The organism is Rugosimonospora acidiphila, from assembly GCF_039543385.1.
Classification (GTDB): Bacteria; Actinomycetota; Actinomycetes; order Mycobacteriales; family Micromonosporaceae; genus Rugosimonospora; species Rugosimonospora acidiphila.
Genome location: NZ_BAABJQ010000056.1, coordinates 14,086 through 28,946 on the forward strand (window position 1 = coordinate 14,086; position 14,861 = coordinate 28,946).

Here is a 14,861-nt window from a genome sequence, read left to right on the forward strand (position 1 = left end):
CCTGAGCATGGGCGGTCACCTGCTCTCCGCCGCGGACCTGGACGCGGCCACCGCCACCCGGGTGCTGGACACCGCGGCCGAGCTGGCGGCGCTGTCCGGGCGGGCGGTCAAGAAGCTGCCCACCCTGCGCGGGCGTACGGTCGTCAATCTCTTCTACGAAGACTCGACGCGGACCCGGATCTCGTTCGAGGCCGCCGCCAAGCGGCTGTCCGCCGATGTGATCAACTTCTCGGCCAAGGGGTCCAGCGTGTCCAAGGGCGAGAGCCTCAAGGACACCGCCCTGACCCTGCAGGCCATGGGCGCCGACGCCGTGGTGATCCGGCACTCCGCCTCGGGCGCGCCGCACCGGCTGGCCGCCTGGGTCGACGGGAGCGTGGTGAACGCTGGCGACGGCACCCACGAGCACCCCACTCAGGCGCTGCTGGACGCGTACACGATGCGGTCGAGGCTGGGCCGGCTGTCCGGTTTGACGGTGGCGATCGTCGGTGACGTGTTGCACAGCCGGGTGGCCCGGTCCAACGCGCTGCTGCTGCACACGCTGGGCGCGAGCGTGACGCTGGTCGGGCCGCCCACTTTGCTGCCGGTCGGCGTCGACGCCTGGCCGGTCAAGACGAGCTACGACCTGGACGCGGTGCTGCCCACCGCGGACGTGGTGATGGCGCTGCGGGTGCAGCGGGAGCGGATGGAGGATTCGTTCTTCCCCTCCGCCCGGGAGTACACCCGGCGGTACGGGCTGGACATCGCCCGGCTGCGCCGGCTGCCCGAGCACGCGATCGTGATGCACCCCGGGCCGATGAACCGGGGCATGGAGATCGCGCCCGAGGTGGCCGACTCGCCCCGCTCGACGGTCGTCGAGCAGGTCGCCAACGGGGTGTCGGTGAGGATGGCCGTGCTCTATCTGCTGCTGGGGGGACAAGCGTGACGACGTACCTGATCAAGGGCGCGTCCATCATCGGCGCCGAGCCGACCGACCTGCTGATCCGCGACGGGGTGGTGGCGGCCGTGGGCCGCGACGCCGTGGCGGCCGGCGCCGAGGTGATCGACGCGGGCGGCCTGGTCGCCCTGCCCGGCCTGGTCGACCTGCACACCCACCTGCGCGAGCCCGGCCGGGAGGACGCCGAGACGGTCGAGTCCGGCTCCCGTGCCGCGGCGCTGGGCGGGTACACGGCGGTCTGCGCGATGGCCAACACCGACCCGGTGGCGGACACCGCCGGCGTGGTGGAGCAGGTCTGGCGGCTCGGCGGGGCCGCCGGGCTGGTCCACGTGCAGCCGGTGGGCGCGGTCACCGTGGGCCTGGGTGGCCAGCGGCTGGCCGAACTGGGCGCGATGGCGACCTCGGCGGCCGCCGTACGGATGTTCTCCGACGACGGGCACTGCGTGAGCGATCCGCGGCTGATGCGCCGGGCGCTGGAGTACGTCAAGGCGTTCGACGGGGTGATCGCGCAGCACGCCGAGGAGCCCAGGCTGACCTCCGGCGCGCAGATGCACGAGGGCGAGGCGTCCGCGCGGCTGGGCCTGGCCGGCTGGCCGGCGGTCGCCGAGGAGGCGATCATCGCGCGGGACGCGCTGCTGGCCGGGCACGTGGGTGCCCGCCTGCACATCTGCCACGTGTCCACGGCGGGCAGCGTGGAGATCATCCGCAGCGCCAAGCGCGCCGGCATCCGGATCACCGCCGAGGTGACCCCGCACCACCTGCTGCTCACCGACGCGCGGGCGGAGTCCTACGACCCGGTCTTCAAGGTCAACCCGCCGCTGCGCACCGACGCCGACGTGGCCGCCCTGCGCGCGGCGCTGGCCGAGGGCGTGATCGACGCGGTGGCCACCGACCACGCGCCGCACACGATCGAGGACAAAGAGTGTGAGTGGGAATACGCGCGGCCGGGCATGCTTGGGCTCCAGACGGCGTTGTCCATCGTGATGTCGACCAAGGCGCTCAGCTGGGACGGCATCGCCGAGCGGATGTCCCGGGTGCCGGCGCGGATCGCCGGGCTGACCGAGCACGGTCGGGACCCGGCGCCGGGTGTGCCGGCGAACCTGACCCTGGTCGATCCGGCGGCCACCTGGGTGGTGGAGCCGGCCGAGTTCGCCTCGCTGTCGCGCAATACGCCGTACGCGGGGATGGAGCTGCCGGGGCGAGTAGTGGCGACACTCCTCGACGGGCGGCCGACGGTACTGGATGGGAAGGCACTGAAGTGAGGCGCGAGGCGATTCTGGTCCTCGAGGACGGGCGAACCTTCCACGGTGAGGCCTACGGCAGCGTGGGGGAGACCGTCGGCGAGGCGGTGTTCGCCACCGCGATGACCGGCTACCAGGAAACTTTGACTGATCCGTCGTACCACCGCCAGGTGGTGGTGCAGACCACACCGCACATCGGCAACACCGGGGTCAACGACGAGGACGACGAGTCCGGTCGGATCTGGGTGGCCGGCTACGTGGTGCGCGACCCGGCCCGGCTGGCGTCGAACTGGCGCCGCCGCGGCGAGCTGGAGGACCGGCTGGCCGCCGAGGGCGTCGTCGGCATCAGCGGGGTCGACACCCGGGCACTGGCCCGGCACCTGCGCGAGCGTGGCGCGATGCGGGTGGGCCTGTCGAGCGTGGACGACGACCCGAAGGCCCTGCGCGAGCGGGTGCTGGCCGCGCCGCAGATGCTCGGTGCCGACCTGTCGGCGCAGGTGAGCACGGCGTCGCCGTACGTGGTGCCGGCACAGGGCGAGCACCGGTTCACGGTGGCCGCGGTGGACTTCGGCATCAAGCGCAACGTGGCCCGCCGGCTGGCCGCCCGCGGGGTGACGACGCACGTACTGCCGTCGTCGTCCACCTTCGCGGACGTGGCCGCGGTCGGCGCCGACGCGGTGTTCTTCTCGCCGGGGCCGGGCGACCCGGCCACCGCCGACCGGGCCGTGGCGCTCGCCCGCGAGGTGCTGGCCCGGAAGGTGCCGCTGTTCGGGATCTGCTTCGGCAGCCAGATCCTGGGACGGGCGCTGGGCTTCGGCACGTACAAGCTGGGCTACGGGCACCGGGGCATCAACCAGCCGGTGATGGACCGGGCCACCGGCAAGGTCGAGGTGACCTCGCACAATCACGGGTTCGCGGTCGACGCGCCGCGCGACGGCGAGGTGCAGACCGAGTTCGGCGCGGTCGAGGTGAGCCACGTGTGCCTGAACGACAACGTGGTCGAGGGGCTGCGCTGCCGGGACGTACCCGCGTTCACGGTGCAGTACCACCCGGAGGCGGCGGCCGGTCCGCACGACGCCGACTACCTGTTCGACCGGTTCGCCGCGTTGCTGGGAGGCCCGAATGCCTAAGCGCACAGACCTGTCGCACGTCCTGGTCATCGGCTCGGGGCCGATCGTCATCGGCCAGGCGTGCGAGTTCGACTACTCGGGCACGCAGGCGTGCCGGGTGCTGCGGTCGGAGGGGCTGCGGGTCAGCCTGGTCAACTCCAACCCGGCGACCATCATGACCGACCCCGAGTTCGCCGACGCCACGTACGTGGAGCCGATCACGCCCGAGTTCGTGGAGCAGGTGATCGCCCGGGAGAAGCCGGACGCGCTGCTGGCCACGCTGGGCGGGCAGACCGCGCTGAACACGGCGGTCGCCCTGCACGAGGCCGGCGTGCTGGAGAAGTACGGGGTCGAGCTGATCGGCGCGAACATCGACGCCATCCGCCGGGGTGAGGACCGCCAGCTGTTCAAGGAGGTCGTGGCCAGGGCCGGTGAGCGCATCGGGCTGGGCAGCGAGAACCTGGTGCCGCGGTCGCGGGTGTGCCACAGCATGGACGAGGTCCGCGAGACCGTCGTCGAGCTGGGGCTGCCGGTGGTCATCCGGCCGAGCTTCACCATGGGCGGGCTGGGCTCGGGCATGGCGCACACCGAGGAGCAGCTGGACCGGCTGGCCGGCGGCGGCCTGGCCGCCTCGCCGGTGCACGAGGTGCTCATCGAGGAGAGCGTGCTCGGCTGGAAGGAGTACGAGCTGGAGCTGATGCGCGACCGCCTCGACAACGTGGTGGTCGTGTGCTCCATCGAGAACGTGGACCCGATGGGGGTGCACACCGGCGACTCGGTGACCGTGGCGCCGGCGATGACCCTCACCGACGTCGAGTACCAGCGGATGCGTGACCTGGGCATCGCGGTGCTGCGCGAGGTCGGCGTGGACACCGGCGGCTGCAACATCCAGTTCGCGGTCAACCCGGCCGACGGGCGGCTGGTGGTCATCGAGATGAACCCGCGGGTGTCCCGGTCCAGCGCGCTGGCGTCCAAGGCGACCGGGTTCCCGATCGCGAAGATCGCCGCGAAGCTGGCCATCGGGTACACGCTGGACGAGATCCCCAACGACATCACCCTGAAGACCCCGGCGGCCTTCGAGCCGGCGCTGGACTACGTGGTGGTGAAGATCCCCCGGTTCGCGTTCGAGAAGTTCCCGGGCGCCGACCCGGAGCTGACCACCACCATGAAGTCGGTCGGCGAGGCGATGGCGCTGGGCCGCAACTTCACCGAGGCGCTGGGCAAGGCCATGCGCTCGATGGACACCAATGAAGCAGGATTCTGGACTCGGGGGCGATCGACCAGCGCTGGCGCGCTGGAGCCGGACCACGAGCCGACCACGATCGAGGGCGCCCTGGCCGCGCTGCGGGTGCCCCGCGACGGCCGGCTGTACGGGGTGGAGTACGCGCTGCGGCTCGGTGCCAGCGTGACCGCGGTGTCCGAGGCGTCGGGCATCGACCCGTGGTTCGTCGACCAGATCGCCTCGCTGGTGGAGCTGCGCGCGCAGATCGACAGCGCACCGGTGGTGGACCGCGCGCTGCTGCGCCGGGCCAAGCGGGCCGGGCTGTCCGACCGGCAGATCGCGGCCATGCGCCCGGAACTGGCCGGCGAGGACGGGGTGCGGGTGCTGCGCCACCGGCTCGGCCTGCGGCCGGTGTACAAGACCGTGGACACCTGCGCCGCGGAGTTCGCCGCCCAGACGCCGTACCACTACTCGGCCTACGAGCTGTCGAGCGGGATGGATGTCGACCCGGCCGGCTTTGCCGGGGCGGAGTCCGAGGTCATGCCGTCGGACCGGCCGAAGGTGCTGATCCTGGGCTCCGGGCCCAACCGGATCGGGCAGGGCATCGAGTTCGACTACTCCTGCGTGCACGCGGTGATGTCGCTGCGCGAGGCGGGGTACGAGACCGTCATGATCAACTGCAACCCGGAGACGGTGTCGACCGACTACGACACCGCCGACCGGCTCTACTTCGAGCCGCTGACCTTCGAGGACGTGCTGGAGGTCTGGCACGCCGAGGACTCGTCCGGCAAGGCGGCCGGCGGCCAGGGTGTGGTGGGGGTGGTCGTGCAGCTGGGCGGGCAGACCCCGCTGTCGCTGGCGCAGCGGCTCAAGGACGCCGGAGTGCCCATCGTCGGCACCTCGCCGGAGTCCATCGACCTGGCCGAGCACCGGGGCGCGTTCGGCGCCCTGCTCGACGAGGCCGGGCTGCCGGCGCCCGCGTACGGCACCGCCACGTCGTTCACCGAGGCCAAGAAGATCGCCGACGCCATCGGGTACCCGGTGCTGGTGCGGCCGAGCTACGTGCTGGGCGGCCGGGGCATGGAGATCGTGTACGACGAGCCGACGCTGCGCGGTTACATCGAGCGCGCGACCGAGATCTCGCCGTCGCATCCGGTGCTGGTCGACCGGTTCCTCGACGACGCCATCGAGATCGACGTCGACGCGCTGTGCGACGCCACCGGCGAGGTCTACCTGGGCGGCGTGATGGAGCACATCGAGGAGGCCGGCATCCACTCCGGCGACTCGTCCTGCGTGCTGCCGCCGATCACCCTGGGCGCCGACCACATCGCCGAGGTGCGCCGGCACACCGAGGCGATCGCCCGGGGCATCGGGGTGCGCGGGCTGCTCAACGTCCAGTACGCGCTCAAGGACGACGTGCTGTACGTGCTGGAGGCCAACCCCCGCGCGTCGCGGACCGTACCGTTCGTGTCCAAGGCCACCGCCGTACCGTTGGCCAAGGCCGCCGCCCGGATCATGATGGGCGAGACCATCGCGTCGCTGCGCGAGCGCGGGCTGCTGGTGGGCCACGGCGACGGCGGCGCGCTGCCGGCCAGCGCGCCGATCGCGGTCAAGGAGGCGGTGCTGCCGTTCAAGCGGTTCCGCACGCCGGCCGGCGAGGGCATGGACAACCTGCTCGGCCCGGAGATGAAGTCCACCGGCGAGGTGATGGGCATCGACCGGGCCTTCGGGCACGCGTTCGCCAAGTCGCAGGCCGCCGCCTACGGCTCGCTGCCGATCGGCGGAAAGATCTTCGTGTCGGTGGCCAACCGGGACAAGCGCGGCATGATCTTCCCGGTCAAGCGGCTGGCCGACCTCGGCTTCGAGATCGTCGCCACCTCCGGCACGGGCGAGGTGCTGCGCCGGCACGGCATCGACTGTGAGATCGTGCCCCGGCGCTACGAGCAGGGAACTCGTGGGCCGGACCAGCCGGAGACGCCGGTGAGGAACGCGGTTCAGCTGATCGAGGCCGGCGAGGTGGGCCTCGTGATCAACACGCCGCAGGGGCCGGGCGCGCGCAGGGACGGGTACGAGATCCGCAGCGCGGCCGTCGCGCACGACGTCCCGTGCATCACCACGGTCCCGGGCGCGTCCGCGGCCGTGATGGGCATCGAGGCGCTGATCCGCGGCGAGATGTCGGTGCGGTCGCTGCAGGAGCTGCACGCCGCCATGCGCGAAGCGGCCGGCTGAGATGCCGGCCGCGGGCCGGACGAGTGCCGCGTACCGTCGCCTGGCCCGGCCGGTGCTGTTCCGGCTGGGCGGCGGCGACGCCGAACGGGCCCACGAGTGGACGCTGCGCCGGCTGGAGTGGGCCTCCGGGCGCCCGGCCGCGCTGGCCCTGCTGCGTGGCCTGGGCGCCCCGGCGGCACCGCGCACGGTGTTCGGGGTGCGCTTCCCGAACCCGGTAGGGGTGGCGGCCGGGGTGGACAAGGACGGCAGGGCGCTGCCCGCCTGGGCGGCGCTGGGCTTCGGGTTCGTCGAGGCGGGCACGGTCACTGGCCGGGCGCAGCCGGGTAACCCCCGGCCGCGGCTGTTCCGGCTGCCCGCGCACGAGGCGATCATCAATCGGATGGGGTTCAACAACGCCGGCGCCGCCGCGTTGGCCGCACGGCTGGCCGCCGCTGGCCCCGGCCGCGTGCCGCTGGGCATCAGCCTCGGCAAGTCGAAGGTGACCCCGCTGGACGAGGCGGTCGAGGACTACCTGACGTCGCTGCGGGCGGTTCGCCCGTACGCCGACTACCTGGCGGTCAACGTCAGCTCGCCCAACACCCCCGGGCTGCGCAGCCTGCAGGATCGCGATCAGCTCGGTGCCCTGCTCGGCGCGCTGCGGGCCGAGGCGGGAACGACGCCGCTGCTGGTCAAGATCGCGCCCGATCTCACCGACCACGCGATCGGGGAGGTGCTGGAGGTGTGCGCGGAGCACGGGGTCTCCGGCCTGATCGCGACCAACACCACGCTGTCCCGTGACGGCCTGGGTGGACCGCCCGGCGGCCAGCCGACCGGGGTGGCGGGCGAGGCCGGCGGCCTGTCCGGCCGTCCGCTGACCCGGCGGGCCCTGGATGTGGTCACCTTCGTCTGCAAGCGCACGGAGCTACCGGTGATCGGGGTAGGGGGGATCATGACGCCGGACGACGCGCTGCGGATGTTCGACGCGGGTGCCAGCCTGGTCCAGCTGTACAGCGGCCTGATCTACCACGGTCCCGGCCTGGCCAAGGCGATCGTCAGGGCCGTGCGATGAGCGAGCGCGGCGAGGTGGCGCGATGAGTGAGTTCGGTTCCGCGATGAGCCCGGATGAGCTGCTCAAGCTGGACCGGGCGCACGTCTGGCATCCGTACGGACCGATGCCCGGGGTGCGCGACAGCTACCCGGTCACCTCCGCCGAGGGGGTGCGGCTGCGGCTGGCCGACGGGCGGGAGCTGATCGACGGGATGTCGTCCTGGTGGGCGGCGATCCACGGGTACCGGCACCCGGTGCTGGACGAGGCGGTCCGCGACCAGCTCGGGCGGATGAGCCACGTGATGTTCGGTGGCCTGACCCACGAGCCCGCCGTGCGGCTGTGCGCCACGCTGGTCGAGCTGACCGGGCTGGACCACGTCTTCCTCAGCGACTCCGGCTCGGTGAGCGTCGAGGTCGCCATCAAGATGTGCCTGCAGTACTGGCGCTCGCGCGGCCGGCCGGCCAAGCGGCGGCTGCTGACCTGGCGGGGCGGGTACCACGGGGACACCTTCCACCCGATGAGCGTGTGCGACCCCGAGGGCGGGATGCACCGGCTGTGGGCCGGGGTGCTGCCCGAGCAGGTGTTCGTGCCCGAGCCGCCGGCGGGCTTCGACGCGCCGGCCGACCCCGGGTACTCCGACCTGCTGGCCGACGCCATCGCCCGGCACGCCGACGAGCTGGCGGCGGTGATCGTCGAGCCGGTGGTGCAGGGCGCCGGCGGCATGCGCTTCCACAGCCCGGCGTACCTGCGGGCGCTGCGCGAGCTGTGTGACGAGCACGACGTGCTGCTGGTGTTCGACGAGATCGCCACCGGGTTCGGCCGCAGCGGCACGATGTTCGCCATGCACCACGCGGGCGTGCGGCCCGACGTGATGTGCGTGGGCAAGGCGCTGACCGGCGGGTACCTGTCGCTGGCCGCCACGCTGTGCGACGGGCGGGTGGCTGAGGGGATCTCCGGGGGAGAGGTGCCGGTCCTGGCCCACGGCCCGACCTTCATGGGCAATCCGCTGGCCTGCGCGGTGGCCAACGCCTCGATCGGGCTGCTGCGGGCCGGCGACTGGGCCGGCGAGGTGTCCCGGATCTCGGCGGGGCTGCGCTCGGCGCTGGAGCCGGCCCGGTCGGTGCCGGGCGTGCGCGACGTGCGGGTACAGGGCGCGATAGGGGTGGTCCAGCTCGACCACGAGGTGGACCTGGCGGCGGCCACCGAGGCTGCCGTGGCGCACGGGGTGTGGCTGCGGCCGTTCCGCGACCTGATCTACGCCATGCCGCCGTACGTGACGAGAGACGCCGAGGTCGCCCAGATCGGCGCCGCCATCACCGCCGCGGCCGGGGCGGGCTGAGCCCGGCCCGGCACCGGGCCGCGTCCAGCAGACTCCCCGCCCTGGGCCCAGCCCGGCCGTGCCCAGCCGTGCCCAGCCCGGCCGTGCCCAGCCCGGCCGTGCCCAGCCCGGCCGTGCCCAGCCCGGCTCGGCTGGCCTGGCTCGGCTGGCCTGGCACGGGTTCGCACGGAAGGACCGTCGTGCACGGGTTCGGACGGCTGGCCCGCGGGCGGGCCGGGCCCGCCAGGCTGCGGCGCCGGTGCCCCGGGGCGCCACGGTGCCCCGGGGCACCGGCACAAGCTCCGCGGGCCGGCACGGGGGCTTGGGGGCCGGTACAGGGGCCTTGACCGGCCACGGCGCCGCGGGCTCCGGCAATGCCAGGAGGCATGGCTCGGCCCGCGCGGCGGGTCGAGCGGCTATATATTGCCAGTTGTCCGAGTTGAGAGGAATTACCGTGACGGAGAGTTTCGGGGCCCGGCTGGAGGCCGCCCTCGCGGCGCGCGGGCGACTGTGTGTCGGTGTCGACCCGCACGCGTCGCTTCTGTCCGCTTGGGGGCTAAGTGACGATCCTGCCGGGTTGGAGCGATTCAGCGCCATCGTGGTCGAGGCGCTGGCCGACCGGGTCGCCGTTTTCAAGCCTCAGTCGGCGTTTTATGAGCGTTTCGGCACCAGGGGCACGGCCGTCCTTGAGTCAACTATCCGACAGTTGCGATCGGCGGGTGCGCTTGTGATCTTGGACGTCAAGCGGGGCGATATCGGCTCCACGGCGGCCGCGTACGGCCAGGCGTACCTCGACCCATCGAGTCCGATGTACGCCGACGCGATCACCGTGAGCCCATTTCTCGGCTTCGGCTCGCTCCGACCAATGATCGAGATCGCTGATCAATCCGGCAGTGGCCTATTCGTCCTCGCGCTCACCTCGAATCCGGAAGGGCCCTCGATCCAGCACGCCCGAACGGCCGACGGGCGCACCGTCGGTCAGCTCATCCTCGACGAGGTTTCCCAGGTCAACGCCGGTGTGCAGCCGATGGGCAACGTCGGAGTGGTGGTCGGCGCGACGATCGGGAAAACCGATCATGACTTCAGTTCCGTCAATGGCCCGATCCTCGCGCCGGGCCTTGGCGCGCAGGGTGCCGGCGCGGCCGACTTGGAAATCGTTTTCGGGGATGCCCGGCGTTCCGTGCTGCCGTCGTACTCCCGGGAGATCCTCGGCGAGGGGCCGGACACGGCGCGGCTACGCGTCGCAACCGAACGTGCGTTGGCCGCCTGCGAGGTAGCGCTGGCAACTACCTCCTGATCACAATTTTCGTGATCTGCCGCGTCCGACGTTGCCGAAACGGTCGCTGGCCGCTAGTTTTCCCGGCGCTGGGAACCACACGCACACCACGATTCACATGCGCCGTGCAGCTAGGTACCGGCGCGAGATGGACCTGAGGAGAACTGGTGCCGCTCCCCACACTGAGCCCCGAACAGCGTGCCGCTGCGCTGGAGAAGGCTGCGGAGATTCGCAAGGCCCGTGCAGAGCTTAAGGAGCAGCTCAAGGCGGGCAAGATCACGCTGGCGGCCGTGCTGGACCGGGCTGAGAACGACGAAGTCGTTGGAAAGCTCAAGGTGTCGGCCGTGTTGCAGGCCCTGCCCGGGATCGGCAAGATCCGGGCAACTCAGATCATGGAGAAGCTGAAGATCGCTGATAGCCGCCGCCTGCGCGGCCTCGGTGACCAGCAGCGCAAGGCACTGCTTGGGGAGTTCGCCACCGGCAAGTGAGCCGGTGAGCGTGCTCAACAGGCAGTGAGCAACGACGATGCGCGTCCGGCAGCTCGACCGGCGGCCCGGTCCGGACCCTTCGGGGTACGGCCGGGGCAGGTGATCGAGCTGATCCGGGCGCGCTCGCCCATTCCCCGGGTTTTCGGGGGAGGGCGGGGAAGCCGGGTCGTGGCGCGGACGAGCGCCTCCGGCGGCGGCTCGCCCGATACCCGGGCAGCGGGCCCGCGACGTGCGGGAACCCGTGACCGAGAGCTTGGTAAGCTTGGTCGGTTGCCCATCGATACCCCCGAGCATGAGGACTGCCGTGACCGTCGCGAATCCCGAAGGCATCACCAACCCGCCGATCGACGAACTGCTCGACAAGACCGCGTCCAAGTACTCGCTGGTCATCTTCGCGGCCAAGCGTGCCCGCCAGATCAACGCCTACTACAGCCAGCTGGGCGAGGGCCTGCTGGAGTACGTCGGCCCGCTGGTGGAGACCACCCCGCAGGAGAAGCCGCTGTCCATCGCGATGCGGGAGATCAACTCCGGACTGCTGGTCGCCGAGCCCATCGAGGGCTGACCCGACCGGTGGCGGCCGCGTCCGCGAGCGACCGGCCGCGGGCGGTCGTCGCCCGTGGCCGTCATTGAGAGGTTTTTCGTGTCTGCGCAGGACGCCGTGCCCCGACAGGCTCCCCAGGTGATCCTCGGGGTGGGCGGTGGGATCGCCGCCTACAAGGCCTGCGAACTGCTCCGACTCTTCACCGAGTCGGGTTGCCAGGTACGGGTGATACCCACCGCGTCGGCGCTGCGCTTCGTCGGCGCGCCGACCTGGGAAGCGCTATCCGGCCAGCCGGTGGCCGACGATGTCTGGTCCGACGCGCGACACGTGCCGCACGTGGCGCTCGGCCGCGCCGCCGACCTCGTGGTGATCGCTCCGGCGACCGCGGACCTGCTCGCCCGCGCCGCCCACGGGATGGCCGACGACCTACTGACCAACACCCTGCTGACCGCCCGGGCCCCGGTGGTGTTCGCGCCCGCGATGCATACCGAGATGTGGGAGCACCCGGCCACCGTCGAGAACGTGGCCACCCTGCGGCGGCGCGGCGCGCTGGTCATCGAGCCGGCGACCGGCCGGCTCACCGGTGCCGACACGGGTAAGGGCCGGCTGCCCGATCCGGCGGAGATCTTCGCGCTGGCGCGGCTGGCGCTGGCCCGGGGCTCGGTGCCGCCCCAGGACCTGACCGGCCGGCACGTGGTGGTGACCGCCGGCGGGACCCGGGAGCCGCTGGACCCGGTGCGTTACCTGGGCAACCGATCCTCGGGCAAGCAGGGGTACGCGTTCGCCCGTACCGCGATGGCGCGGGGTGCCCGGGTGACCCTGGTCGCCGCCAACGTGTCCCTGCCCACCCCGCCCGGCGTCGAGGTGGTCCGAGCCGGCACCGCCGAGGAGCTGCGCAAGGCCACCGTGGAGGCCGCGGCCGACGCCGACGTGATCGTCATGGCGGCCGCCCCGGCCGACTTCCGGCCGGCGGCGTACCAGTCCGAGAAGATCAAGAAGTCCGCCGACCGGTCCGCGCCCACGATCGAGCTGGTGACCACTGTGGACATCGCGGCCGAGCTCGGCGCCGCGAAGCGCCCCGGCCAGGTGCTGGTCGCCTTCGCCGCGGAGACCCACGACGCGATCGCGCACGCCCGCGAGAAGCTGGCGCGCAAGCGCGCCGACCTGATCGTGGTCAACGAGGTCGGGCCGGGCCTGGCCTTCGGCACCGAGGACAACGCGGCCACGGTGATCGGTGCGGACGGGTCGTCGGTCGAGCTGCCGCGCCGTGCCAAGGACGAGCTGGCCGATGCGGTCTGGGACCTGATCGGGCAATCCTTATCGTCGGATTCGTCGTCATTTCCACCGTTGTAGCGGGCACGGGCCAAACGACGGCCGTCGGACTGTAGACTCCCAAAAAACCTCGTTATGGAACCATCAGGCAAGGCTGATATTCGACCCTCGAAGGGGGCAGCGTGGCACGCCGTCTTTTCACGTCCGAGTCGGTGACGGAGGGGCACCCGGACAAGATCGCTGACCAGATCAGCGACGGTGTCCTGGATGCGCTCCTGTCCTCCGACCCGCACAGCCGCGTCGCGGTGGAAACCCTCATCACGACCGGCCAGGTGCACGTGGCGGGCGAGGTGACCACCCAGGCGTACGCCGACATCCCGCACATCGTGCGCGACACGATCCTGCGCATCGGCTACGACTCGTCGAAGAAGGGCTTCGACGGCGCCTCCTGCGGGGTCAACATCGCGATCGGCTCGCAGTCCCCGGACATCGCGCAGGGCGTGGACCGGGCGCTGGAGGCGCGCACCGCCGGCGACGGCGACGAGCTTGACTCCCAGGGCGCCGGCGACCAGGGCATGATGTTCGGCTTCGCCTGCTCGGAGACGCCCGAGCTGATGCCGCTCCCGATCGCGCTGGCGCACCGGCTGTCCCGCCGGCTGTCCGCGGTCCGCAAGGACGGCACGATCCCCTACCTGCGGCCGGACGGTAAGACCCAGGTCACCGTCGAATATGAGGGGCTCAAGCCGGTCCGGCTGAACACGGTAGTCGTGTCCAGCCAGCACGCCCCGGACATCTCGCTGGACTCGCTGCTCACCCCGGACGTGCGCGAGCACGTCATCGCCCCCGAGATCGAGGGCCTGGGGCTGGACACCGAGGGCTACCGGCTGCTGGTCAACCCGACCGGCCGGTTCGAGATCGGTGGCCCGATGGGCGACGCCGGCCTGACCGGCCGCAAGATCATCGTCGACACCTACGGCGGGTACGCCCGGCACGGCGGCGGCGCCTTCTCCGGCAAGGACCCGTCCAAGGTCGACCGCTCGGCGGCGTACGCGATGCGCTGGGTCGCCAAGAACGTGGTGGCCGCCGGCCTCGCCGAGCGCTGCGAGGCGCAGGTCGCGTACGCGATCGGCAAGGCCAAGCCGGTCAGCCTGTTCGTGGAGTGCTTCGGCACCGAGACGGTGCCGGTGGCCCGGATCGAGAAGGCCATCGCCGAGGTCTTCGACCTGCGCCCGGCGGCCATCATCCGGGACCTGGACCTGCTCCGCCCGATCTACCAGCAGACCGCCGCCTACGGCCACTTCGGCCGGGAGCTGCCGGACCTGACCTGGGAGCGCACGGACCGGGTGGCCGACCTCAAGGCCGCCGCGTCCGACTGATCCGGATTCTCGCGCAACCGCGCCGCTCGCGTGTTCTCACCGCGAGTGGCGCGGTTCGCGTTGTGGCTTGCCCGTCCGGCGAGGAGGCGTCTCGCCCCCGGGTTGGCGCGCGGGCGGCCTCCGGGAGGCCGGGCGACGCCCGTGGTCTGGTAGAACTTCCGAATGCCCGCCCCTAAGAGGGCCGAGCGTGAGCCGGCCGCGCAGCTGCCGGTGGCGCGGATCAGCGTGGACGTGGGCCTGGCGCACCTGGACCGCCCGTTCGACTACCTGGTACCGGTCGGCCTGGACGCCGTCGCCCGGCCCGGGGTACGAGTCCGCGTCCGGTTCGCCGGGCAGCTCGTGGACGGGTACCTGCTGGAGCGGGTGGCGCGGTCCGAGCACGGCGGGCGGCTGTCCTACCTGGAGCGGGTCGTCTCGCCGGAGCCGGTACTCGCCCCGGAGATCGCCAGGCTGGCCCGGGCGATCGCCGACCGGTACGCGGGTAACCTGTCCGACGTGCTGCGGCTGGCCGTGCCGCCGCGCCACGCCAGGGTCGAGGCGGCCAGCCCGCCGGAGCCGGCCCCGCCGGCCGCGAACACCGACCCGGCGGCTGAGAGCAGCGCCGACCCGGCCGCAGGGGTCAGCGCCGAGCCGACCGCCGAGGCAGACCCCGGCGTGGGCGACGACGCCGACGCCGACGCCGACGCCGACGCCGACGCCGACGCCGACGCCGACGCCGACGCGGGTGCGGGCGCGGGTGATCAGGTGGGTGGCAGCGCAGGCGACGACGCCGGTGGCGAGGCAGGCGCCGGCGTAAGCGGCGGCCTTGGCGACGGGGCGGGCGGCGAC

The 14,861-nt window shown here is 72.2% G+C and carries 12 protein-coding genes; all 12 read left to right on the forward strand.

The window, feature by feature from the left end; all coding sequences use genetic code 11:
* Positions 1 to 7: 7 nt before the first annotated feature.
* Entirely contained in the window at positions 8 to 922 is a 915-nt protein-coding gene (locus ABEA87_RS41315) for an aspartate carbamoyltransferase catalytic subunit (RefSeq protein ID WP_345639259.1), read from the forward strand.
* Positions 919 to 2,196, forward strand: a complete 1,278-nt coding sequence (locus ABEA87_RS41320; RefSeq protein ID WP_345639247.1) for a dihydroorotase — start codon at positions 919 to 921, stop codon at positions 2,194 to 2,196. Before ABEA87_RS41315 ends, ABEA87_RS41320 begins: the two co-directional genes overlap by 4 nt.
* Positions 2,193 to 3,305 carry a glutamine-hydrolyzing carbamoyl-phosphate synthase small subunit gene (carA, locus tag ABEA87_RS41325; protein WP_345639248.1) on the forward strand — a complete coding sequence of 371 codons (1,113 nt, stop codon included), beginning with the start codon at positions 2,193 to 2,195 and terminating at the stop codon, positions 3,303 to 3,305. Before ABEA87_RS41320 ends, carA begins: the two co-directional genes overlap by 4 nt.
* Positions 3,298 to 6,735, forward strand: a complete 3,438-nt coding sequence (gene carB, locus ABEA87_RS41330; protein ID WP_345639249.1) for a carbamoyl-phosphate synthase large subunit — start codon at positions 3,298 to 3,300, stop codon at positions 6,733 to 6,735. Before carA ends, carB begins: the two co-directional genes overlap by 8 nt.
* A gap of 1 nt (position 6,736) precedes the next feature.
* The gene (locus ABEA87_RS41335) at positions 6,737 to 7,783 is read left to right on the forward strand and encodes a quinone-dependent dihydroorotate dehydrogenase (protein ID WP_345639250.1); all 1,047 of its coding nucleotides are present in this window, start codon (positions 6,737 to 6,739) and stop codon (positions 7,781 to 7,783) included.
* A 43-nt stretch (positions 7,784 to 7,826) separates the two neighbouring features.
* Entirely contained in the window at positions 7,827 to 9,101 is a 1,275-nt protein-coding gene (locus tag ABEA87_RS41340; protein ID WP_345639260.1) for an adenosylmethionine--8-amino-7-oxononanoate transaminase, read from the forward strand.
* A 433-nt stretch (positions 9,102 to 9,534) separates the two neighbouring features.
* Positions 9,535 to 10,377 carry an orotidine-5'-phosphate decarboxylase gene (gene pyrF, locus ABEA87_RS41345; protein ID WP_345639251.1) on the forward strand — a complete coding sequence of 281 codons (843 nt, stop codon included), beginning with the start codon at positions 9,535 to 9,537 and terminating at the stop codon, positions 10,375 to 10,377.
* Between the two features lie 146 nt (positions 10,378 to 10,523).
* Positions 10,524 to 10,844 (forward strand): integration host factor, actinobacterial type, encoded by a 321-nt coding sequence (gene mihF, locus ABEA87_RS41350; protein WP_345639252.1) that lies wholly within the window; start codon positions 10,524 to 10,526, stop codon positions 10,842 to 10,844.
* A 292-nt stretch (positions 10,845 to 11,136) separates the two neighbouring features.
* Positions 11,137 to 11,406, forward strand: a complete 270-nt coding sequence (gene rpoZ / locus ABEA87_RS41355; protein ID WP_345639254.1) for a DNA-directed RNA polymerase subunit omega — start codon at positions 11,137 to 11,139, stop codon at positions 11,404 to 11,406.
* A gap of 78 nt (positions 11,407 to 11,484) precedes the next feature.
* A complete protein-coding gene (gene coaBC, locus ABEA87_RS41360) occupies positions 11,485 to 12,738 on the forward strand; it encodes a bifunctional phosphopantothenoylcysteine decarboxylase/phosphopantothenate--cysteine ligase CoaBC (RefSeq protein ID WP_345639255.1) in 1,254 nt (417 codons plus the stop codon).
* Positions 12,739 to 12,839: 101 nt separating this feature from the next.
* The gene (gene metK, locus ABEA87_RS41365) at positions 12,840 to 14,033 is read left to right on the forward strand and encodes a methionine adenosyltransferase (protein ID WP_345639256.1); all 1,194 of its coding nucleotides are present in this window, start codon (positions 12,840 to 12,842) and stop codon (positions 14,031 to 14,033) included.
* 225 nt (positions 14,034 to 14,258) lie between these two features.
* On the forward strand, positions 14,259 to 14,861 hold a 603-nt coding region (locus ABEA87_RS41370), incomplete at its 3' end, for a primosomal protein N' family DNA-binding protein (protein WP_459112890.1).